The following is a 20894-nucleotide window of genomic DNA, read 5'->3' as shown; positions in this document are numbered from 1 at the left end:
AGAGCTAACCGCATCAGCGAGGAACGGCTCCGTATGCGAGAGGCCGACCGAACGACCCGGCAGCGACTCGCCGACGCTCTCCGCGCCGAACCGGCAACGCCGAGCGAACTGGCCGCGCAGTTCGATCTGACGCCGAACGCGGTACTCGGCCACGTCGAGCACATCTCGCGCTCGCTCGATCGATCGGACGAACGGTTTCTCGTGGCGCCGCCGACCTGCCGGGACTGTGGCTTCGACGACTTCGACGACCTGCTGAACCTGCCCTCCCGGTGTCCCGGCTGCAAAAGCGAGGCCGTGACCGAACCGACGTTCACGATCGAGTGACCGTCGGTCTCGACGGCCATCCGCCGCGGTCTGCGGGGCCGTCTGAGCGGGATTCGACACTAATATTTAGCGTCGAGGCGAGAACTCGGTACGAAGCCCCAGCGGACGGACGTCCGCGACTCGGTCCCATCGGCGGTCGTGTCGGTCTCGTCTCCAGCATCCGGCCGTCTTCGTCCACGGGGAGTCCACAGAGGATACGAATGACTGCCACGTCCCATCCCGAGTCCGACTGTGTCGATTTCGTGTTGGCGGTCCTCGATTGGCTCGACGGCCGCGAGGTCTCGACCGGCACGGTCGACGAGGCGTTCTCACTCCTCGGCGAGCAGCGCCGCCGGCTGTTGCTCGATGTGATGGCGACCTACGGCGAGGAGCTGACGCTCCCCGACGTCGCCGAAGAGGTCGCCGTTCGAGAAACCGGGCGCAACGTGACCGACCTCTCCGCCGAAGAGGTCGCCGACGTCTACATCTCGCTGTACCACGACCACCTCCCGAGGCTGGTCGACACCGGGCTCCTCGCGTACGACCAGGAGCGCGACCTCGTCCGTCCCGCCGCCGTTCGCGACTTCTAGAATTCGACGTTCGAGGTCGACGTCCGATCGATCTCGTCCGTCTCGATCGGACCGGGGCCGACGAACTCGTAGCCGTCGTCGGTCAGGTACACGTCGCCGTCGTCGACGGTGATCTCGACCGCCGTCAGATACGCGCCCTCGCACGGCCCGAAGGTACACTCGCCGGACTCGCAGTCGAAGTAGGCGCCGTGGTTCGCACAGACGAGTTCCCCGTCTCGCATCGGCGCCCCCGAACCCTTGTCCAGTTTGATGTGAGTGAGGTGCCGACAGTAGTTCAACCAGCAGGCGACCTCGTCGGATCCGTCGTCTTCTCCGCGGGTCCTGACGAGGATCGCCTCCCGCTCGTCGCCCGTCTCGTCCGCGACGCGAACGCAAACCGTCGACTCCTCCGGAACGTCCGCCAGCGATGCGATCGGCTCTGCGGTCGCCATTACCCCGGATTTCGAATCCCCCGTGGTGAACGTTTCGATCCAGCGTACGCAGCTTCGAAACGTGCTCTCGGTTCCGAAACGAACGCGAACGCGTCGGCGTCGAGACGCGGTGACCGCCTGCGATCGTCTGACCACGTTTTATGACCGGGACCGTCCTAGAACGGCCGATGGACTCCCTCCTCATCTACGGCTCGTACGGCTACACCGGCCGGCTGGTCGCGCGCGAAGCCGTCTCGCGGGGAGGGGCGCCGGCGATCGCGGGCCGCGACGACGAGGCGGTGGTCCGGCAGGCCGACGACCTCGGCGTCGAGGGCCGGTCGTTCGACCTCGGATCGGCCGACCTCCCGGCCCGAATCGGCGAGTTCGACGCGGTCCTGAACTGCGCCGGCCCGTTCGCGGACACCGCCGTCCCGCTGGTAGACGCCTGCCTCGAAACCGGAACGGACTACCTCGACATCACCGGCGAGGTTCCCGTCTTCGAACGGCTCCGCCGGCGCGACGAGGCGGCCCGATCGGCGGGCGTCACGCTCCTGCCCGGCGTCGGCTTCGACGTCGTCCCCTCGGACTGTCTGGCCGCGTTCCTCCACGAGCACCTGCCGTCGGCGGACGAACTCGCGTTGGGCGTCGACGGCGCGCTCTCGTTCTCCCGCGGCACGGCGCGAACGCTCGTCGAGCAGTTCGGCCGCGGCATCGTTCGCCAGAACGGCCGCCTCGTCGAGGTCCCCGTCGCCTACCGATCGCGCGAGATCGACTTCGGCTCGGGTCCGAAACCCGCCGTCACGGTCCCCTGGCCGGACGTCGTTACGGCGGCGCACACGACCGGCATCGAAACCGTCGAGGTGTACGCCGCCGTTCCCGGCCGCGCGAAGCCGGTGCTGCCGATCGCCGACGCCCTCGGCTGGCTGGTCGAGCGCCGGCCGATCGAACGCCTCGTGAAGCGGGCGATCGACCGCGCTTTCGACGGACCGGACGGGCGGGAACTGGCGACCGGTACGGCCACTGTCTGGGGAGAGGTGCGCGAAACGGATACCGGTCGAACGGCCCGCGGCCGAGTCCGAACGCCCAACCCGTACTCGCTGACCGCGGAATCCGCGGTGAGCGCCGCCGAGCGCGTTCTCGCGGGTGACGCGCGGATTCGGGCGGGGTTCCAGACCCCGGCGAACGCCTTCGGTTCCGAATTCGTGCTGGATCTCGCCGGGACGAGTCGCGAACTCGTCGAGGTTCCCTCGGACGAGGATCGAACGAAACTGGAGCGATCGGTCGCCGAGGGCGGCGAGTGAAGCGACCGTACGGCGGACGTCCCGATCGCGATCGGCGGCGGAATCGGGCTCGCGATCGCGAAACGGGGGTCTCGTTCGACGACCGGGAATCGTGACGGGGCGCATTCGAGAACGCGAACGAGACGCGACCCGACCTACCGATAGCAGGAGTCCTCGACCCGTTCGTCGTACGCTCGCGACAACCGCCCGGTGACGGGGCCGCCGCCGACCGCGATATCGTCGATCGACGCGATCGGGCGGAGTTCCCAGGTCCGGTTCGTAAGAAACGCCTCGTCGGCCGCGAGTACGTCTTCGATCGCGTAGCTTCCCTCGGAGACCGGGACGTCCGCACCGCTCGCGAGTTCGCGGACGATCCCGCGGGTGATTCCGGGCAGGACGGGCCCCTCGATCGTCGGCGTGTAGAGCGTGCCGTCGCGGACGAACCAGACGTTGCTCGCGGCGCCCTCGGCCACGTTGCCCTCGAGATCGCACACGAGCGCCTCGTCCGCGTCGGTGCCTCGGAGTTCCGCCCGCGCGAGAATCCCATTCAGGTAGTTGTGGGTCTTGGCGGCGGCCGGGATCGCCTCGTCGGGGATTCTGCGGGTGTCGACGGTTCGGACGATCGCCGGCTCGTCCCAGACCCGCTCACCCTCGACGCCGCCGCGCGGGAGCGGTTTGACGGAGACGACGACCGTCGGATCGACCGCGGAGCGCGGGGTGAGTTTTCCCGGCTGGACGCCGCGCGTGATCGAGAGGCGGACGTACGCGTCCGCCAGGTCGTTCGCCGCGAGCGTCTCGTCGATCCGCCGCCGAAGATCGGCGGCCGAGAGGTCGTGATCGATCGAGAGCAACTCGCAGGTGGTTTCGAGGCGATCGACGTGGGCGTCCCACGCGAAGATCGTCCCGCCGTAGGCTCGGCAGGTCTCGAAGGCTGCGTCGCCGTAGCGAAAGCCCCGATCGTCGACGCGAACGGTCGCCTCGCTCGCGGGAACGAGATCGCCGTCGACGTGGTACAGGAGGTCGCGGGTATCGGTCATGGCTGTCGGTCAAAGGGGGGCGCTCCACCGGTCCCGCCCGATCGTTCGTCGGCGGCCAGGCGGCAGAAGTTCGCGATCATCCGCTTGCCGAGCGCGAGCGAGATGCCGTCCCCGCCGGCCGCCTCGTCGCGGGCCCGCGTGAGGATGCTCTCGGGGTGGAACTGCACGCCGACGTGGGGGTTCTCGCGGTGGCGAACCGCCATCAGGACGCCGCGGTCGTCGGTCGTCCGCGCCGTCTCCGCGAGCGACGCCGGCAGGTCGTCCCGATCGACCGCGAGCGAGTGGTACCGGCCGACCCGGAAATCCGCCGGGAGCCCCGCGAAGATCCCGTCGCCGTCGTGACTGACGACCGACGGCTTTCCGTGGACGACCTCGGGCGCATGGACGACCGGGGCGCCGTTGGCCGCACACAGCGCCTGATGGCCCAGACAGACTCCCAGGATCGGGTACTCGGTCTCGGCGAACAGCGGGATCGAGATCCCCGCCTCCTCGGGCGTTCCCGGTCCGGGCGAGACGACGATCCCCGTCGGATCGAGGTCGCGGACGCCGGCGAGATCGATCGCGTCGTTCCGACGGACGATCACCTCGTCGGCGACCTCGCCGACGTACTGGACGAGGTTGTACGCGAACGAGTCGTAGTTGTCGATCACCAGGATGCGGGCGTCAACGCTCCCACCCGTCTCGGATCCCGCCGCGACCTCACGCATCCGAATCACCGCCGCGTCCGTCGAGGGGAGTCGGTTCGTTCGTTCCATCGCCGCCGTTCGTCTCGTTGCTATCCGTCACATTGCCGTCCGTCTCGTCGCCGTCAGCTTCTAGCGCCATTCCGGCCCGCTCGCCCAGCGCCTCGTCGACCGCCGCGATCAGGGCGCGAGCTTTGGCCAGCGTCTCGTCGTACTCCCGATCGGGGTCGGAGTCGTGGACGATCCCGGCGCCGACCCGCAGGTGGTACTCGTCCGCGTGGCGGACGAGCGTGCGGATGACGATGTTCAGCGTGGCTCGACCGTCGAAGCCGAAGACGCCGACGCCGCCCGTGTAGGGGCCGCGACGGGTCGCTTCGAGTTCGTCGATGATCTCCATGGTTCTGGGTTTCGGCGCCCCCGTAATCGTCCCGCCGGGGAAGACGGCCGCGATCGCGTCCGCGAGCGTCTCGTCCGGGCGAAGTCGGCCGGTGACGTTCGAGACGAGGTGCATGACCTCGGAGTAGCGATCGATCCGACGGTACTCGTCGACCGCGACGGAGCCGAACTCGCAGACCTTTCCGAGGTCGTTCCGTTCGAGGTCGACCAGCATCGCGTGTTCGGCGCGCTCCTTCTCGTCGGTCCGGAGGTCGTCTTCCAGCGCCGCGTCCTCCTCGGACGTCGCGCCGCGTGGGCGAGTCCCCGCGATCGGTTCCGTTCGGACGAAGTCGCCGTCGCGCTCTCGCGGACGCCGTCCGCTCGCGGGTCGTTCCTCCCCGCTCGCTTCCTCGGGGCGCGAACGAGGTGAGCGCCCCGCACCGCTCGAGGACTTCGAGGAACCACGCTCCTCGTACTCCAGCAAGAGTTCAGGACTCGCGCTCACCAGGTCGGCCGATCGGAACTCGATCAGGCAGGAGTACGGCGCCGGGTTCACCCGCCGAAGGGCGTCGTATGCCTCGGCCGGGTGGACCGCGGCGGGTGCGGTCAATCGCTGTGAGATATTCGCCTGGAAGGTGTCGCCGTCGCGGATGTACGACTTCGCTCGCCGCACCCGATCGGCGAACGCCTCGCTCCCGCAGTCGCTCTCGAAGGTCGCTTCCGGCGTCGAGACGGACGGATCGCCGACGGTCGGGTCGCCCTCCAGCGCAGCCCGGGCGAGGTCGAGCGCGCGGTCGCAGCCCCGCTCGTAGGCGACGGCGATCGCGTCCTCGGTGATCGCGTTCCGGTCGACAGTGGCCGCCGCATCGCCGTCGCCCTCGGTCGCGTCGACCCGCGGACAGGCGGTGATCCGCAGCGTGACCTCGCCATCCGCCGGTTCCTTCCACGCCGCGAGCCGATCGAAGACGGCCGCCTCGAGCCGCGGCAGCCCGCGATCGTCGACCGCCGAATCGGGAAGCGCCTCGAGTTCGCGGGCGACGTCGTAGGAGAGCCAGCCGACCGCGCCGCAGGGGTACGGCACGTCACAGTCGCCGCGGGCGAGGCGATCGGTACCGAGCAGTCCCTCCAGCGCCGACAGCGTCGGGGAGTCACCATCCGTTCGAGGTACCGCGTCGGGGCCGACGGTGAGCCGATCGACCGGATCGACCCCGAAGTAGCCCCACCCGGGCTGCCCGCCGGTCGTCTCCAGGAAGACGCCGTCGTCGCCCGATCGCGCCCGTCGGTAGGCGAGAAACGGATCGGAGACCGTGGCCCGGACCTCGATCGGCACCCTGAACGGACGGCCGCCGCGCGCCGTCGACTCGTCCGTTTCGGCGCGTTCGAGGCGATCGCGAACGACGGTCCGAACGGCGTCCAGTGTGGTGACGACGCGCGGATCGCTCATGTGCCCGTAAAAGGAGCGTATCCCTAATCCTCTTGCGATTCCGAAGACGAGAAGCGAAACTCTAGAGCGAAGTCGAAGAGGGTTTCTCTCGCGGCCGGGCTACCTGACTTCGGCCCGATCGATCCAGCCCTGGATGCGCTTCTCGGAGATGTCGGTCTGCGATTCGAGCTCCTCGGCGTCGGCGGCCGCGAGGTCCGCGACGGTCTCGACGCCGGCGTCGGTCAGTCGATCGGCGTAGGCCGGGCCGATCCCCTTGATGACGTCGACCGGTTCGCTCGCGTCCTCGGTCTCGGGTTCGGGCTCGGCTTCAGGTTCGTCGGTCTCAGCTTCGTCGACCTCGGCTTCGGCTTTCGAATCCGTTTCCGCTTCGGCTTCGTCGACGAGGGCTTCGTCCTCGTCTTCCGCCGGTTCGGCTTCGTCTTTCGGCGCGCTCGGCGCCGGCGATTCGGACGCCTCGGACTCGGCGGCGGGCTGCTCGCCCGTCGGCGTCGAATCGCCGTCATCCGGCGTTTTCTCTTCGGTCGGAGCCGCGTCCGTCTCGCTCGGACCGGTCGCTTCGCCCGGTTCCGCCGCCTCGTCGGCGTCGGCCGAGTCGACGATCGATTCGGTCGATCCCGCGGTCGTCGTCTCGGCTGCCGGGGATTCCGACTCGTCGGATTCGGTGGTGCTCGGTTCGTCTCGCCCCGTCCGCTCCCGCTCGACGGTGACGCCGACGTCACGAGTGTCTCCCCGCTCCGAGCCCGAGTCGTCGAACCCCAACAGCGACTTCAGCTTTTGGAGGATTGCCATTATGTCGATATAGTCGACAACGACACTTAAATTCGGCTGATACCCGATCGTGACGCGGATCTGCCGAGCCGACCGGCGGTTACAGCCGGGATCGGAGCGCGTCGTTCATCGCGTCGATCGGCGCCGTTCGACCCGTCCAGCGTTCGAACGCCTCGACGCCCTGATACAGCAGCATCCACGCGCCGTCGACGGGCGTCGCGCCGATAGCTGCCGCGTCGCGCAGTAGTCGCGTCTCGAGGGGCCGGTAAACGGCGTCCATGACGGCGAGATCCGCGTGGAGCGCGTCCTTCGGGACCGGGGTGGCGTCCGCTTCCATTCCAACGCTGGTCGCGTTGATCAGCACGTCGGCCTCGTCGAGCAGGGCCGCGAGCGCGTCGAGACCGTGACCCGCCGCGCCCGGCACCTCGTCCGCGAGGTCGCGGGCCGTCGACTCGGTCCGGTTCGCGATCGCGACCGACGCGCCCGCGTCCGCGAGGCCGAACGAGATCGCCCGCCCGGCCCCGCCGGCGCCGACGACGACCGCGTCCGCGCCGTCGATCGCGAGGTCGTGATCCCGGAGCGCGCGCATGGCCCCGACGGCGTCCGTGTTGTGGCCCGTCGGGACGTCGCCGGAGAAGTCGATCGTGTTGACCGCGCCGATCCGGCTCGCCAGCTCGTCGGCCTCGACGAGGTCGAGGACGTCCCGCTTGAACGGGATCGTCACGTTCAGTCCCGCGATTCCGAGCGCTTTGGCGCCGTCGATCGCGCCCTCGATCGCGTCCCGATCGGGTTCGAAGGTGACGTACCGCGCGTCGATGTCGAGTTCGTCGTACGCCGCCTCGTGCATCGGTGGTGACAACGAGTGGCCGACCGGATTGCCGAGCAGCCCGTACACGTCCATCGCCATACGCTCACTCGCCGCGGCGGGAACATAACGGGTGTGGCTTTCGATCGAGGCTGCTAATTTTGGATTCGGTCCAATCCCGCTCGTGTCCAGCAGTTACGCTGGGTGATTCGGGCTCGCTGACAACACCACAAAAGCCCCACCCGTATCGGCTGGTCGGCGAGCCACCGCGGGTGGGACTGAAAGGGGCGGATCCGGTCGGCGAAGCCCGACACCTCAAGCACCGGAGCCGAGCGAAGCGAGGTCGTTCGAAACGCCGAGGGCGTTTCGTGATGACGAAAGACGGTTCGCGTCTTTCGAACCACGAGGAGCGAAGTGTGTGGTGCGCGAATCGACCGGATCAGGGGCTTTCGTAGTGATCTCAATCGCTTCGATCGCGTTCCCATTTGCGCCGATCAATACTTGCCGGCGTCGTTTCGGGGGTCTTATAGCCTACTCGTGAATACGACCGCTCATGCTCTCCGGGATGCCCCTCTCCATCCTCTTGCTCGCGGGCGGAATCGTTGCGCTTTACGGCGGGGCCGAGTTGCTCGTCGCCGGCGCTGGGCGGCTGGCTCTGGGAATCGGCCTCCGCGCGGCGACGGTCGGCGTGACGGTCGTCGCGTTCGCGACAACGGCACCGGAACTGTTCGTCGCGACGGTCGGCGCGCTGGACGTCTCGACGGACGTCGGTCTCGGCGCCGTCGTCGGTTCGAACATCGCGAACATCGGGCTGGTGTTGGGCACCGCTGCGATCATCAAACCGCTCTCCATCTCCGAGATCGTCATGCGACGGCACGTCCCCTTCATGGTCCTGGCGGCGATCCTGCTGATCGCGATGGGCGCGAACGGGACGATCGGCCGCCTCGAAGGCGCCGTGTTCCTCCTGGTGCTCGCCGGATTCACCGGCTACCTGCTCTACTACGTCAACGCTGATCCGGCGCCGATGGTCGACGCGCCCGACGCGGACGACGGGATCGCCGGTCGCGACGTCGCGCTCGTGATCGGCGGTCTCCTCGTGCTCGTCCTCGGCTCGCGGTGGCTCATCACCGGCGCGACGGACCTGCTGTCGTCGCTCGGCGTCTCCCAGCTGTTCATCGGGCTCACCGTGCTCGCGCTCGGCACCTCGCTCCCCGAACTCGCGGCCTCCGTCGTCGGCGCCCTCCGCGGCGAAACCGCCTTCGCCGTCGGGAACGTCGTCGGCTCGAACATCTACAACGTCCTCGCCGTGCTCGGCGTCGTCGCGCTGATCACCCCGATCGAAATCACCGCGAGCACGCTCCGGTTCGAACTGCCGATCATGATCGTCTTCACCGTCCTGCTGGTGGGGCTGATGGGGTACGGACGGCGGCTGACGCGCCTCGACGGAGTCGGACTGGTCGTCGGCTACGCGGCGTTCGTCTACCTGCTGCTACCTTGATCGTCTCCTCGCGTCCCCGATCGACCCCTGTCGAACGCGTCGGCCTCCCGTCGCCGAACACGGCTTCCTGCGTCCGTCAACGCCGGCGGCGCCGCGTCGATCACGGAGTCGCTTTCGACGGCGAAAAGTCGCGGCCGGGTGGTCGAGCCGCTAGGGGATCCGAGATTCGCGCAGCGGCCCGCCGCATTCCGGGCAGTTGGCTCGGTAGGTGTACGGATTAACGGTCGTCGAACACTCCCGACACTCGTACGCTCCCCGGTGGCTACGCATTCGACATCACGACGTATGGTATCACGGCACAACCAGATAAGCGTTGGCCTTCGCGCGATCGTCCGGGACGTCACATCGGAAGGGGAATCGCCGAACCCTCGCGTTCGGCGTCCTCACTCTCGGTCGCGAGGCGATCGAGTCGGGGCCCGAGGTGGTCCCGGACGAGCCGGACCAAGGCGTTCTCACTTCCGCTCCCGGTGATCGCGGTCGGCCGGAGCTCGCCGCCCGATCGATCGATCGTCACCAGCATGACGCCGTCGCGGTCGGCGAAGACCACACGACCGGGATCGACGCGCTCGATCGGGAGGTTGACCCAGTCGAACCTGGGTTCGCAGACGGTGATTCCGGAATGTGCGGTTCCGGCGAGTTCTCGGACCCGGGACGATCGCGATCCGACGTACACGTCGACGCCGCGCTCGACCGCGGCGGCCCAGCGATTGAGGCACCTGCGTTGGATCGACCCGGCGTCGGGAACGGTCACGAACAGTTCTGACTCGGCCTCGTCGGCGAGTTGGTACCCTCTCTGGAGGATGGGAGCCGGCCCCTCGAGCGTCCAACAGGCGTCCGCCTCGGGGGCGGCGGGATCGACGCCGGAATTCACCTGACTGCCGTCGGTATCGCGAGTTTCGACGCTCCACAGCGGCTCGATCGCCGACCCGATGGGACTCTCGAGCAGCCACTCCGCGTCGAACTGCACCGCGTCGGGCGCGATCGCCGCTGTCTCTCCGTCGAAGTCGACGACACCGACGTTCGCGAGCGCCGGCAGGTCCCGATGGACGAGCGCGGCCGCCAGGCCGGCCGAATCGGATTCGGCGACTTCGACGAGACGGACACCCCGGGCGCGAGCGACGGCCATCGTTGCGAGATCGTGGACGTGAACCGGTCCTCGCCGTCCGGCGAGAACGGCGATGATCCGACGACGACGCGCCGGACGGAGCGCCTCGAGCGTCCGATCGAGCAGTGGCTCGTCGCAGACCGATCCGGCCGGCCGTTCCAGCAGCGTTCGGACCCACTCCTGTTCGAGTATCGGGTGCGCCGCGAGGGCGACGGCATCGGCGACGCCGCGGTCCGCCCGAGGCGAATCGGCGGCAGCGTTCTCGCCGCTTGCTCGTTCCAGAACCCCTACCTCGACGAGTTTCGGCACGTCGACGTGAACGAGTTGCAGGTGCGATCGCCTGCACCGCTCGTCCGAGACGATCGGGCGGCCGCGTTCTCGCGCCGCGACCTCGGTTGCGAGCGTCGACAGCGACGCCGGCGTCGACTCGTCCCGATCGAGAAGGGCCGAGAGGAGATACCGACGGCTGGCTGAGGAGAGAACGTCGAACGCGACGGTCGTCGATTCTGCGGCGGTCAAACGAGCGGTCATTACACTGACGGAGACGACCGCCGCAGGAAAGGAGTATACCAGCGTGCTCTGGTAGTAGCCGGTGGTGCCGACGGCGAGGATCCGGTCGCTTCCGATCGAAATCGGCAGGCTGCGAGGCGGTCGGAGCAGACCGACGAAGACCGGAGCGGGATCGATCGCTGGGGTTCGGGCGGAATCAATCTCTGAGGGGCCGAGTACGACCGGACTCTGAGGATCCGATCGAAGCCGGCTTTCACCCTCGTCGCGGCCGCTACGGCGAATTCTCGAGGTGGGTGCCGACCAGTTTTCCGACGGCGACGCGGAGGTGCTGGTGGAACGTCTGGCGGGCGATTCCGAGTCGGTCGGCGATCTCGCCGGCGTCGCTGACCCGGGTCGGCCACTCGAAGTACCCCCCGTAGTAGGCCGCTTCGAGCGCGAGCCGCTGTTTTTCGGTCAGGTCCGGGTCGGCGGCTCCGGTGTCGTCGCCCACCTCGAGCGGCCGTTCGACGGTGCGCTTCGAGACGAGTTTCGTCTCGGGATAGACCGACCGGATCGCGTCGACCAGTTCGCGAATCTCCGTCTCCGGGCTGGCCTCGATCACTATGTTCGCGACGCCGTCGGAGACGACTTTCGTTCGAATCCGCGCGCCGTACTCCGTGAGAAAGGCGGCGATCGTCGAGCCGTGAACTTCGATCTCCCACCGGCTGTGCGCCGCGTCGAGCGGGCGCAGTTCGCCGACGTTCGAGTGGCTCGCCGCGACCTCGCGGAACCGGTCGGCGTCGACGTCCGAGGCGGTGAGATAGTAGACGAATACGTCGTCCGTCAGCGGGAGTACGTGGTCGATCGAGAGCCGGCAATCGCCCTCCCGGGAGAGCGCGACGCAGACGTCGCGCGGATCGCTCGATTCGAGTTCGAGTTCGACGACGGCATCGGCGTAGAGGAGTCGTCGAACTTCCATCGCGGCGATCGCGTGGCCGATCGTCGCGCCGAACTCGAGGAGGATCTCTTGCTCCCGTTCGGCGAACGCGTCCGGATCCGTCGCGTACAACCCCAGCACGCCGAGCGTCCGGGTCTCGGCGACGATCGGAACGGCGGCGATCGATCCGAAACCGTGCTCGCGCGCGACGGCCCGCCACTCCTCGATCGGATCCTCGTCGAGGTGTCGCCGAACCGCAACGGTTTCCCGTTCGACGGCCCGCACCGCGGGTCTCTCGGCCGACGACTGCGGCGGGAGCACGCCGGACGGCGGCGTCGCGTCGGCGCCGGCCCCGACGCGGGGTCCGAACCCGTCGGTCGGATCGTACGTTCCGATGACGGCCGAAACGAACGCGTCGTCGGCGGCGAAGGTGTCGACGATCCCCGTTTCGAGGTCCCGTCGGGTCTCGGCGCCGATGAGCGCGTCGTCGATCGATCTTATGACACCGTTGAGCCGATCGAGTCGCTCGCGCTCTCGCTCGCGCGCCCGCCGCTCGCTGACGTCGCGACCGACCCCGGTGAACCCGAGAACGGTTCCGTCCGGGGCGCTGATGGGTGCGCTGTTGAACTCGTAGGGGATCCGGGTGCCGTCGTTCGTCAGCAGGTCGGCCTCGAGGGAGCAGCGCCCGCCGTCGGCCAGGATCCGATCGGCCGCCGCCTCGATCCGGTCGCGGTCTTCCGGCGCGATGAACGCGAGCGGCCCCATCTCGGCGAGTTCGTCGGGATCGTAGCCGGTTACGGTGACGAACCGATCGTTCCACTGGAGCAGCTCCCGGTCGACGTCGAACGCGTAGATGATGTCCGGTTGGGCGTCCAGGACGCTTTCGACGAAGGCGTTCTCGGTCCGGAGATCCGCCTCCCGGGTGTACTCGTCCGTCACGTCGTGTGCGACGACCGCGTACCCGGTCAGCGTCCCCTCCTCGTCCCGAATCCTCGCGAGGACCTCCCACGACCGAAACTGCGTTCCGTCGCGCCGACGCCGCCACTCCTCCATCTCGATCCGTCCGGTCGACGCCGCCTCCGCCAGCAGCTGATCGGGACGGTCGGCTTCGCGCGCCGGTTCCGGGAAGAACCGCTCGTAGTGGGAGCCGACGACGTCCGATTCCGCGTACCCCGTGAGTCGGCTCGCCGCCTCGCTCCAGACCGCGACCCGCCCGGCGCGATCGAGGACGTAAACCGCACAGTGGGGAACCAACTCGACCAGTCGGCCGGTATCGAGGGGGAACGCCGTTCCGCTCGAGGACGCCCCGTCGCTCGTATCGTCGTCGGTCATCTTCGGTATCGAAGGATCCGTCAGTAACTCGTCCACAGGTAAAAGTCCGACCGACGTAGCAGCAGCCCCTTTATGTGTTGTGCTATCGTGGAACACGATAGTCCGCTACGCGCGACGATCGGAGACGGTCTCGATCGCGCGCCGATCGGCGGCGGCGATCGATCTGCCGGCCGGAAACCGGTTCCGTTAACGCCCTCCCGGGCGCGTCTCCGGTATGACCCTCGCCATCGTCGAAAGCCGGGCCGATCGCGCGTCGGTCCACATCTGCGATCGCCTCCGTGAACTCGCGGAGTGGGAGGAACGGCGGGACGAGACCCGACCCGACGGCGGCGGCGCCTACTACCGGACCGAGGGAGCCGAACTCCGATCGTTCGACGACCTCCACCTCGACCTGGAATCGCCCGCCGACGCGTTCGACTGCGATCCCGACCTGCTGGTGTTCGCCTCGCGCCACTCGGGGGATACGGGGCCGCTGCTGACTGGCCACTTCACCGGGAACGTCGGTCCCGCGGAGTTCGGCGGCGACGACAACGCCCTCGCGAAAGCGGCGCCGAACGCGCTGGTCGCGTTGCTCGAGGCCTTCGACGAGTACGCGCCCGAGGGGTACGACGTCGGCGTGGAGTGCACCCACCACGGCCCGACCGAGGTCGGGTGCCCCTCGCTGTTCGCCGAACTCGGGAGCGACGACGCGCAGTGGGACGACCCCGCGGGCGCCGAGGCCGTCGCCCGCGCCGTCCTCGACCTCCGCGGGGTCGACCCTCACCGATCCAGACAGGTTGTCGGCTTCGGCGGGAGCCACTACGCGCCCCGGTTCGAACGGATCGTGCGCGAGACGCCGTGGGCGGTGGGCCACGTCGCCGCCGACTGGAGCCTCGACGCGATGGGGCACCCGGAGAGCCACCGCGACGTTCTCGACGCGACGTTCACTGCCAGCGACGCCGACCTCACGGTCATCGAGGGCGATCGACCCGCCCTCGTCGAAACGATCGAGGACTTGGGCTACCGCGTCGTGAGCGAAACCTGGCTGCGCGAGGTCGGCGGCCGCTCGCTCGGCCTCGTGGACGCGATCGAAGCCGACCTCGGGACCGTCGCCGACGGGGTCCGGTTCGGCGATCGATCGATCGATTCCGAGGACGCGGTCGACGCCGGAGAAGGCGGCCGCGAGCGGTCGTTCGCCGTCGTCGACCTCCCGACCGAACTGGTCGACGCCGCGGAGGGGATCGATCCCGATCGGGTTCGATCGATCGTCGAAGACCGTGCGGTGGCGTTCGAGACCGAAAACGGCGGCAGCCGCGTCGGGTCGCGGGCGGCGATCCCTAACGAGCGCGATCGGAACGCGATCGTCGAGGCGCTTGCGGCCGTCCTCGAAGCGAAGTACGAGACCGTCCGCGTCGAGGACGACGCCGTCGTCGCCGAAGCGATCGGGTTCGATCCGGCCCTCGCGGCGGACGCCGGCGTCCCCGAGGGGCCGAAGTTCGGCGTGCTGGCCGCGGGCGAGTCGGTCACCGTCGACGGGAAACGGATCGATCCGGACGACGTTCACCGAGAACGGACGGACCGGTTTCCGCGGTGAGACGTTCCCGTCCCGCGACTGGTTCCGACTGAGACACTAACTCGAGCGTACCGGGGCCGGTCGCCGAGGACGAAACGTATTCGAATCGAGAGGCGTAATTCACCGTTACCGCGTCAGACAGACGTCTGACGTGTGGGGGAAAGGTAATTATGCTCCATCTTTTAGACTGGGCCAAGAATGGACTCCATCATCGACGACGCTATCGACGAGGCCGAGAACGGGGAGCCGGCCGACGCTCCCCAGGACGGCCACCCGGCCGACGCGACGTCCGCCGGCGGCCGAGAGTCGGGCACGATGACAGACGACGAACTGAAAGACGTCCTGCAGGACCTCCAGACCGACATCACGGTCGTCGGCTGCGGCGGCGCCGGCGGCAACACGATCAACCGGATGCACGAGGAGGGCATTCACGGGGCGAAACTGGTCGCCGCGAACACCGACGTCCAGCACTTAGTCGAGATCGAGGCCGACACCAAGATCTTGATGGGCGAGCAGAAGACCGGCGGTCGGGGCGCCGGATCGCTCCCCCAGGTCGGCGAGGAAGCCGCCCTCGAAAGCCAGCAGGACATCTACGACGCGATCGAGGGCTCCGACATGGTGTTCGTCACCGCGGGTCTGGGCGGCGGTACCGGAACGGGTTCGGCCCCCGTGGTCGCGAAGGCCGCCCGCGAGGCCGGCGCGCTGACGATTTCGATCGTCACCACTCCCTTCACCGCGGAGGGCGAGGTGCGCCGGACGAACGCCGAAGCCGGCCTCGAGCGCCTGCGCGACGTCTCGGATACGGTGATCGTCGTCCCGAACGACCGACTGCTCGATTCCGTCGGCAAACTGCCCGTCCGCCAGGCGTTCAAGGTCTCGGACGAGGTGCTGATGCGGTCGGTCAAGGGCATCACGGAACTCATCACGAAACCCGGCCTCGTCAACCTGGACTTCGCCGACGTTCGCACCGTCATGGAGCGTGGCGGCGTCGCGATGATCGGCCTCGGCGAGTCAGACTCCGAGGCCAAGGCCGAGGACTCGGTCAAGACCGCGCTCCGATCGCCGCTGCTCGACGTCGACATCTCCGGCGCGAGTTCCGCCCTGGTCAACGTCACCGGCGGCAACGACATGGCGATCGAGGAGGCCGAAGGCGTCGTCGAGGAGATCTACGACCGGATCGATCCGGACGCGCGCATCATCTGGGGGACCTCGATCGACGAGACCCTCGAGGGCAGCATGCGGACGATGATCGTCGTCACCGGCGTCGAATCGCCGCAGATCTACGGCCGTCCGGACGGCGAGGCCGTCCAGCCCGAGCCCCCGGCCCAGGGCGACGACATCGACTTCGTCGACTGATCCGCCGACCGGCCGCCGTCCCGCGACAGTCGACAGTCCATTCGCCTCCGGCCGTGGCTATCGTCGGATGCGTTCGACCGGTCGTCGGTCGCGTCGGTCCGCGACTCGCACGATCGATCAGCGGCGAGCGATCGCGACCGGCCGTTCTCGGCTCGTTCTGATTGCCGTTCACGCCGTGAACTCCGCTCATCGAGTGAGTACATGCCGACGTACCGCTACTATCAGTCCGATGCATTCACGTGTGATCCGTCGACCGTCCAGACGGCGGCTGCTCCGAGTCGCCGGAGTTGCGTCGGCGGGAATTCTCGCCGGCTGTCTCGACGGGGAGACGGCCGATGACGGCGACGCCGATAGCGGAGACGGAACCGACGAAGACGGGAACGATAGCGACAGCAGATCCGGCGACGGCGACGGAACCGACGATCCGATCGAGGCGACCTGGGAACCGTTCGAATTCGATCGCCCGGTCGCCTACACCTTCGACACCTATTCGGCCGACGACGGACCGGGAACGCTCGTCTGGGACGTGACCGGCGTCACCGACGACGGCGCGACGGTCACCCTGAGCTACGAGACGGCGGAGACGCAGTTCGAGACGACCGTCACCGGGACGAAAGACGACCTCCAGAGTCAGTTGCTCCTGACGCCCGCCGGTCCCTTCGTGCTCTCGACGCTGTTCTCGCCGACGATGGGCTACTACGAGGGACGGCACCTCTCGGTCGGCGAGGAGTGGTCGTACTCGTCGCCGGACGGGTCGATGCGATTCGAACTCACCGAGCGGCGCGCGTACGCGGGTGTCGACTGTTACGCTTCCGTGACGGAAGTCGACGAGGCGCTCGTCCACGAGGGTTGCTTCTCGCCGGCCCTCGAGTTAGCGCCGTACACCGTCTACTACGACGAGAACGGCGATCGAGCGTTCGAGATGACGCTGGTGTCCCTCGAGGACTGACGCGTCGGTCGCGGCGAAGCCCGCTCGGAACGACGGCGCCTTCAGACGACGCGGGTGGCGGCCGATCGGTAGTGCTCGAACACTCGCTCCCCCCAGGCGTAGGCCTCATCGTCGTCCGTATCGACGAAGACCGACAGGAATCCGACCTCGTCGTCGTAGCGGCCGATGCCGACCCGATCGTCGAACAGCGCCAGCCCGAACGGGAGGTCGTCGATCGCCCAGAGCGTGAGGTTCTCGCGATCGAACGCGTCCTCGGCCAGATCGGCGTACTCCGTCGCGAGCCGATCGATCACCGGCGTCTCGAACACGATTTCGACCGGCATCCCGTCGACGATTCGCTCGTGAACGTCCTCGACGTAGGTGGGCGCAACCGAGGTCGTGTCGATGCCGCGCAGCGAGTCGGTGTTTCCGAGCAGGTCGATAAACCGGTTCAGAGGACGGTACGGATCGTGGGAGTCGATCGTGGTGACGGTGGCGTCGGCGAAGACGTCGGGTTCGACCTCGACGGGAAGCGTCGCCGCAAAGAGGAGGTCGTAAAGCGGCGTCAACCGGCGCGCTTCGACGACGGCGGAGCGATAGCTTCGCACTGCTCGTCCCATTCGTTCACCGAGCGGCGTCAACGCGTACCCGCCGTCGGTCCGCGCGATCCAGTCGTTTTCGCGAAAGGACGTGAGGATGCGATGCGTCGTCGCCGGAGACACGTCGAGCGCCGACGCGAGTTCGGGCTTCTCGAGGGGATCGTTCGCTAAGACCGTGAAAACCTCGTGACGGCGGACCAGTTCCAGGAGATCGTCCTCGAGGTCGGTTCCGATCGGCTCCGGGTTCATTGGCCTCTCATTGGAAGTATCATCCAAGAATCTTTTCATAGGCTGAACGCGGTTCAGCGAGTGAGTATAGGTAATCTTGCTTCGATCGTCGAGTTATGCAACGTGGGTTCGGTGTGGGGATTGGAGTCGTACTGCTCGTCGTACTCGTCGGATCGCCAGCGGGCTGACGAACGCGACGTTCCACGTCGCCACGACGGCCGGACCCAACGTGATCGGCGGGGCGACGATCGGCGGCAACTTCTGGGCCGGCCCGGACGGGAACGGATTCGGCGAGGCGTGCACCGATCGCGGGGACGGCATCTGCGATTCGGCGTACGCGCTCGACGGCAGCCACGTCGATCATCTGCCGCTCGCAGCCCCCGCCACCGGAGACGCACCCGCCCACTTCGCGATCGGAATCGACGGAGCCAACAGTCCCGTGGTGGTCGGACAGCCGCTCGAGGTTACCGCAACCGTTCAGAACGCAGGTGACGAGAACGCGACCCAGACGATCGCCCTCGACCTGAACGGAACCGAGGTCGACAACCGAAGCGTGACGCTCCGGGGCGGAAACGCGACAACGATCACCCTCGGATACGTCCCCGGAGACGCGGATGCGGGCTCGCACACGGCGACGGTCTCCTCGGCCGACGAGAGCGCATCCGTCTCGATCGAGGTGACGGACGACAGTGGTGACGACGGAGACGACAAGGACGACGGATCGGGCGGCGGAACGCCGCGTCCGCCCGTAAACGACGATGACGACGATGATGGCGGAGACGACGGGAACGCATCCGACGGAGACGGCGATGAACCGGACGATCACGATACCGAAGACGGGACGGGCAACGATCCGGACACCGACGACGAATCGAACGCGGATTCGGATGATGGCACCGGCGATGGGACCGAAACCGGCGACGGAACCAACGAAGAGACGATCGACGACGGTTCGGACGAATCCGGTGACGACTCCGGGAGCAATGCGGACGACGCCAACGGCGACGAGATCCCCGGGTTCGGCCTGCTGATCGGAATCGCGGCCCTGCTGCTCGCGCTCGCCGTCCGAGTTCGATAACGTCAGCCGCGATCGGTTTCGGTCGAGCCGGGCCGATCGATCGCACCGCGCGAAGGCTCAGCAGATCGGCTTCGGGTCGAGGCCGAGGTCGTCGAGCGAGTCCGCGTACGCCGCGTACGCGGCGGCGATCACGTCCTCCGCGGCGGATACCGCATCGTCCCAGTTCTCGTCGTCGCAGACGCCTTCGAGAATCGCGGCCGCCCGATCGCCCTGGGCCGTCGTCTCGCTTCGCAGCTCGCGGAAACAGTCGGCGCGTCGCTCGTTCCCCTCGTTGACGAAGAAGTTCACCACCTGCAGGTGGGTCCGCTCGGCGACGAGCGCTCGACCGACGACGCCGCCGAGTCGCGCCTCGGTCGGTTCGAACGATCGAAGCCGATCGTGCATCTCGCCGCCGTCCGCGCCGTCACCGTCGTGCTCGCTGTCGAGCAGGTCGACCACCCGATCGTAGTGCTCGCGCTCCTGATCGCGAAACTCGGCGAATGCATCCCGCGCGTCCGGGTGTTCCTCGTCCGCGGCCCAGGCCTCGAAGGTCTCCACCGCCGCGCGCTCGCTGTCCGCGGCGATCCGCAGGACCCGATCGGCGGTCAGGTCCGCGCTCGTGAGCGCGACGAGGCGTTTCGAGGATCCGAGTCGCTCGAGTTCGACGGTCATCGAGTCCTCGATCGTCCGCTGGAGTTCGGCGCCGTCCATACCGGTACGACGGGCCGATCGGTGTTGAACGTTGGCGACGGGTACCGATCGTGCGAACGACGGCCGCGTCCGGTCGCGACTGCGGGGTATTCGTCGGGTCGAACGCGCTGTTCGTGGCGTTCGCGGCGGTGGTAGTACAGACACTCCACCGGGAACGCTCCGACGAGTATCGAGGACGAGCCGCGACGTTAACTGCGCCGAAGGCGTACCGATCGACATGACCGACCCCGCCGGACGATCGGCCGACGAACCGCACTCGATCGCTCCCGACGCGCTGGCGGAACGGATTCGATCGGGCGACCCGCTGACGCTGCTCGACGTTCGCAACCGCGACGAGTTCGAGCGGTGGCACATCACGGGCGACGGGATCGAGGCGGTCCAGGTTCCGCACACGAAATTTATCCAGGCGCAGGCGACCGGCGGCGTGACCGATCTCGTCGCCGATCTCGAGGACCCGATCGTCGCGGTCTGCGGCCGCGGGGAGGCGAGCGCACACGCCGTCGGACTCCTCCGGGATGCGGGGATCGACGCGAAGAACCTCGCCGGCGGAATGGACGCCTGGGCCGGCCTGTACGTCGCTCGCGAGCTCGCCGTCGACGCGCCCGCGACGGTGCGCCAGTACGATCGCCCCTCGAGCGGGTGTCTCGCCTACGCGATCGAAAGCGAGGGCGAGGCGGCGGTGATCGATCCGCTGCGGGCGTTCGCCGATCGCTACGTCGACGACCTTGAGGAGCGGGACGTAAAACTCCGCTACGCGATCGACACGCACGTCCACGCGGATCACGTCAGCGGCGTGCGAGCCCTCGAATCGCGAACCGGTGCGGAGGCGGTCGTTCCCGCAGGCACGCGCGATCGCGGCCTCGCGTTCGACGACGGAGTGGCGACGACCGCTCTCGAAGACGGCGACGAACTCCGCGTCGGCGATGCGACGCTGACCGCGGTGGCGACACCCGGTCACACGACGGAATCTATCTCGATCCGTCTAGACGGCGTCCTGTTCACCGGCGACACGCTCTTTCTGGAGGGCGTCGGCCGTCCGGACCTCGAACGCGGCGACGAGGGGGCGGACGCTGCCGCCCGACGATTGTACGAGAGCCTTCACGGACGGGTTCTGGAACTCCCCGACGGGACGACGATCGCGCCCGGACACTACGGCGACGCCGCCGATCCGCGATCGGACGGGACGTACGCCGCCCGATTGGGAGAGCTACACGATCGGCTCGGCGCGCTCTCGGCGTCCGAAGCGGCGTTCGTCGAGCGAACGACGAACGACCTGCCGCCGCGGCCGGCCAACCACGAGCGCATCGTCGCGGCGAACCTCGGGCGCGAAACCGTCGACGACGAGACGGCGTTCGAACTCGAACTGGGGCCGAACAACTGCGCGATCGCCGACTGACGGCGGAGCGA

The 20894-nt window shown here is 68.1% G+C and carries 20 protein-coding genes; 9 read left to right on the top strand and 11 right to left on the bottom strand.

The window, feature by feature from the left end; genetic code table 11:
- Positions 1-33 precede the first annotated feature (33 nt).
- On the top strand, positions 34-324 hold the full coding sequence (locus MUH00_RS12325) for a transcriptional regulator (protein WP_246998936.1): 291 nt from the start codon (positions 34-36) through the stop codon (positions 322-324).
- Between the two features lie 200 nt (positions 325-524).
- Positions 525-893: a DUF7344 domain-containing protein gene (locus MUH00_RS12320; RefSeq protein WP_246998934.1), complete on the top strand. Its 369-nt coding sequence runs from the start codon at positions 525-527 to the stop codon at positions 891-893.
- Here MUH00_RS12320 and MUH00_RS12315 read toward each other — a convergent pair.
- Positions 890-1324 carry a Rieske (2Fe-2S) protein gene (locus tag MUH00_RS12315; protein ID WP_246998932.1) on the bottom strand — a complete coding sequence of 145 codons (435 nt, stop codon included), beginning with the start codon at positions 1322-1324 and terminating at the stop codon, positions 890-892. The genes MUH00_RS12320 and MUH00_RS12315 overlap by 4 nt on opposite strands.
- Positions 1325-1491: 167 nt before the next feature.
- On the opposite strand from MUH00_RS12315, the gene MUH00_RS12310 reads away from it, so the two are divergent.
- Positions 1492-2604, top strand: a complete 1113-nt coding sequence (locus tag MUH00_RS12310) for a saccharopine dehydrogenase family protein (protein WP_246998931.1) — start codon at positions 1492-1494, stop codon at positions 2602-2604.
- 134 nt (positions 2605-2738) lie between these two features.
- On the opposite strand, the gene MUH00_RS12305 is transcribed toward MUH00_RS12310, so the two are convergent.
- The 5 genes from MUH00_RS12305 to MUH00_RS12285 form a co-directional block, all read right to left on the bottom strand.
- Positions 2739-3620, bottom strand: a complete 882-nt coding sequence (locus tag MUH00_RS12305) for an aminotransferase class IV (protein ID WP_246998930.1) — start codon at positions 3618-3620, stop codon at positions 2739-2741.
- Positions 3617-4327, bottom strand: coding sequence for an anthranilate synthase component II (locus MUH00_RS12300; protein ID WP_247003958.1), 711 nt, complete (start codon positions 4325-4327; stop codon positions 3617-3619). Before MUH00_RS12300 ends, MUH00_RS12305 begins: the two co-directional genes overlap by 4 nt.
- The gene (locus tag MUH00_RS12295; RefSeq protein ID WP_246998928.1) at positions 4320-6122 is read right to left on the bottom strand and encodes an anthranilate synthase component I family protein; all 1803 of its coding nucleotides are present in this window, start codon (positions 6120-6122) and stop codon (positions 4320-4322) included. The genes MUH00_RS12300 and MUH00_RS12295 overlap by 8 nt, the downstream gene beginning before the upstream one ends.
- Positions 6123-6221: 99 nt before the next feature.
- Positions 6222-6911 (bottom strand): helix-hairpin-helix domain-containing protein, encoded by a 690-nt coding sequence (locus tag MUH00_RS12290; protein WP_246998926.1) that lies wholly within the window; start codon positions 6909-6911, stop codon positions 6222-6224.
- Positions 6912-6990: 79 nt separating this feature from the next.
- Positions 6991-7791, bottom strand: coding sequence for a shikimate dehydrogenase (locus MUH00_RS12285; protein WP_247003956.1), 801 nt, complete (start codon positions 7789-7791; stop codon positions 6991-6993).
- Positions 7792-8248: 457 nt separating this feature from the next.
- Here MUH00_RS12285 and MUH00_RS12280 point away from each other — a divergent pair, with 457 nt between their 5' ends.
- The gene (locus MUH00_RS12280) at positions 8249-9193 is read left to right on the top strand and encodes a calcium/sodium antiporter (protein ID WP_246998924.1); all 945 of its coding nucleotides are present in this window, start codon (positions 8249-8251) and stop codon (positions 9191-9193) included.
- Between the two features lie 150 nt (positions 9194-9343).
- Here the strand turns inward: MUH00_RS12280 and MUH00_RS12275 are convergent, their stop codons facing one another.
- The 3 genes from MUH00_RS12275 to MUH00_RS12265 all read right to left on the bottom strand — a co-directional run bounded on the left by MUH00_RS12275 (position 9344) and on the right by MUH00_RS12265 (position 13056).
- The gene (locus tag MUH00_RS12275) at positions 9344-9463 is read right to left on the bottom strand and encodes a rubrerythrin-like domain-containing protein (RefSeq protein ID WP_246998922.1); all 120 of its coding nucleotides are present in this window, start codon (positions 9461-9463) and stop codon (positions 9344-9346) included.
- Between the two features lie 70 nt (positions 9464-9533).
- Positions 9534-10829, bottom strand: coding sequence for a DUF7344 domain-containing protein (locus MUH00_RS12270; RefSeq protein ID WP_246998920.1), 1296 nt, complete (start codon positions 10827-10829; stop codon positions 9534-9536).
- 250 nt (positions 10830-11079) lie between these two features.
- Positions 11080-13056, bottom strand: a complete 1977-nt coding sequence (locus MUH00_RS12265) for a bacterio-opsin activator domain-containing protein (protein ID WP_246998918.1) — start codon at positions 13054-13056, stop codon at positions 11080-11082.
- A gap of 214 nt (positions 13057-13270) precedes the next feature.
- On the opposite strand from MUH00_RS12265, the gene MUH00_RS12260 reads away from it, so the two are divergent.
- From MUH00_RS12260 to MUH00_RS12250, 3 genes are all read left to right on the top strand, one after another.
- A complete protein-coding gene (locus MUH00_RS12260) occupies positions 13271-14629 on the top strand; it encodes a D-aminoacyl-tRNA deacylase (RefSeq protein WP_246998916.1) in 1359 nt (452 codons plus the stop codon).
- Positions 14630-14806: 177 nt separating this feature from the next.
- Positions 14807-15964 (top strand): cell division protein FtsZ, encoded by a 1158-nt coding sequence (gene ftsZ / locus MUH00_RS12255; RefSeq protein ID WP_246998914.1) that lies wholly within the window; start codon positions 14807-14809, stop codon positions 15962-15964.
- A 229-nt stretch (positions 15965-16193) separates the two neighbouring features.
- A complete protein-coding gene (locus MUH00_RS12250) occupies positions 16194-16913 on the top strand; it encodes a hypothetical protein (protein ID WP_246998913.1) in 720 nt (239 codons plus the stop codon).
- 41 nt (positions 16914-16954) lie between these two features.
- On the opposite strand, the gene MUH00_RS12245 is transcribed toward MUH00_RS12250, so the two are convergent.
- A complete protein-coding gene (locus MUH00_RS12245) occupies positions 16955-17740 on the bottom strand; it encodes a helix-turn-helix transcriptional regulator (protein ID WP_246998911.1) in 786 nt (261 codons plus the stop codon).
- 208 nt (positions 17741-17948) lie between these two features.
- On the opposite strand from MUH00_RS12245, the gene MUH00_RS12240 reads away from it, so the two are divergent.
- Positions 17949-18797: a CARDB domain-containing protein gene (locus MUH00_RS12240; RefSeq protein WP_246998909.1), complete on the top strand. Its 849-nt coding sequence runs from the start codon at positions 17949-17951 to the stop codon at positions 18795-18797.
- A gap of 57 nt (positions 18798-18854) precedes the next feature.
- Here the strand turns inward: MUH00_RS12240 and MUH00_RS12235 are convergent, their stop codons facing one another.
- The gene (locus MUH00_RS12235; RefSeq protein ID WP_246998907.1) at positions 18855-19487 is read right to left on the bottom strand and encodes a ferritin family protein; all 633 of its coding nucleotides are present in this window, start codon (positions 19485-19487) and stop codon (positions 18855-18857) included.
- Between the two features lie 217 nt (positions 19488-19704).
- Here MUH00_RS12235 and MUH00_RS12230 point away from each other — a divergent pair, with 217 nt between their 5' ends.
- The gene (locus MUH00_RS12230; RefSeq protein WP_246998905.1) at positions 19705-20883 is read left to right on the top strand and encodes an MBL fold metallo-hydrolase; all 1179 of its coding nucleotides are present in this window, start codon (positions 19705-19707) and stop codon (positions 20881-20883) included.
- Positions 20884-20894 lie beyond the last annotated feature (11 nt).

Origin of the sequence: Halosolutus gelatinilyticus, from assembly GCF_023028105.1 — an archaeon.
GTDB lineage: Archaea > Halobacteriota > Halobacteria > Halobacteriales > Natrialbaceae > Halosolutus > Halosolutus gelatinilyticus.
The sequence above is the reverse complement of the archived record's forward strand: the minus strand, read 5'-3'. Positions and strand labels throughout refer to the sequence as shown.

Coding starts and splice junctions, on each gene's coding strand:
- MUH00_RS12320 (WP_246998934.1), top strand. CDS start 525: ATGACTGCCACGTCCCATCCCGAGTCCGACTGTGTCGATTTCGTGTTG.
- MUH00_RS12230 (WP_246998905.1), top strand. CDS start 19,705: ATGACCGACCCCGCCGGACGATCGGCCGACGAACCGCACTCGATCGCT.
- MUH00_RS12300 (WP_247003958.1), bottom strand. CDS start 4,327: ATGCGTGAGGTCGCGGCGGGATCCGAGACGGGTGGGAGCGTTGACGCC.
- MUH00_RS12310 (WP_246998931.1), top strand. CDS start 1,492: ATGGACTCCCTCCTCATCTACGGCTCGTACGGCTACACCGGCCGGCTG.
- MUH00_RS12280 (WP_246998924.1), top strand. CDS start 8,249: ATGCTCTCCGGGATGCCCCTCTCCATCCTCTTGCTCGCGGGCGGAATC.
- MUH00_RS12325 (WP_246998936.1), top strand. CDS start 34: ATGCGAGAGGCCGACCGAACGACCCGGCAGCGACTCGCCGACGCTCTC.
- MUH00_RS12285 (WP_247003956.1), bottom strand. CDS start 7,791: ATGGACGTGTACGGGCTGCTCGGCAATCCGGTCGGCCACTCGTTGTCA.
- MUH00_RS12315 (WP_246998932.1), bottom strand. CDS start 1,324: ATGGCGACCGCAGAGCCGATCGCATCGCTGGCGGACGTTCCGGAGGAG.
- MUH00_RS12260 (WP_246998916.1), top strand. CDS start 13,271: ATGACCCTCGCCATCGTCGAAAGCCGGGCCGATCGCGCGTCGGTCCAC.
- MUH00_RS12275 (WP_246998922.1), bottom strand. CDS start 9,463: ATGCGTAGCCACCGGGGAGCGTACGAGTGTCGGGAGTGTTCGACGACC.
- MUH00_RS12295 (WP_246998928.1), bottom strand. CDS start 6,122: ATGAGCGATCCGCGCGTCGTCACCACACTGGACGCCGTTCGGACCGTC.
- MUH00_RS12290 (WP_246998926.1), bottom strand. CDS start 6,911: ATGGCAATCCTCCAAAAGCTGAAGTCGCTGTTGGGGTTCGACGACTCG.
- MUH00_RS12235 (WP_246998907.1), bottom strand. CDS start 19,487: ATGGACGGCGCCGAACTCCAGCGGACGATCGAGGACTCGATGACCGTC.
- MUH00_RS12270 (WP_246998920.1), bottom strand. CDS start 10,829: ATGACCGCTCGTTTGACCGCCGCAGAATCGACGACCGTCGCGTTCGAC.
- ftsZ (WP_246998914.1), top strand. CDS start 14,807: ATGGACTCCATCATCGACGACGCTATCGACGAGGCCGAGAACGGGGAG.
- MUH00_RS12265 (WP_246998918.1), bottom strand. CDS start 13,056: ATGACCGACGACGATACGAGCGACGGGGCGTCCTCGAGCGGAACGGCG.
- MUH00_RS12245 (WP_246998911.1), bottom strand. CDS start 17,740: ATGAACCCGGAGCCGATCGGAACCGACCTCGAGGACGATCTCCTGGAA.
- MUH00_RS12250 (WP_246998913.1), top strand. CDS start 16,194: ATGCATTCACGTGTGATCCGTCGACCGTCCAGACGGCGGCTGCTCCGA.
- MUH00_RS12305 (WP_246998930.1), bottom strand. CDS start 3,620: ATGACCGATACCCGCGACCTCCTGTACCACGTCGACGGCGATCTCGTT.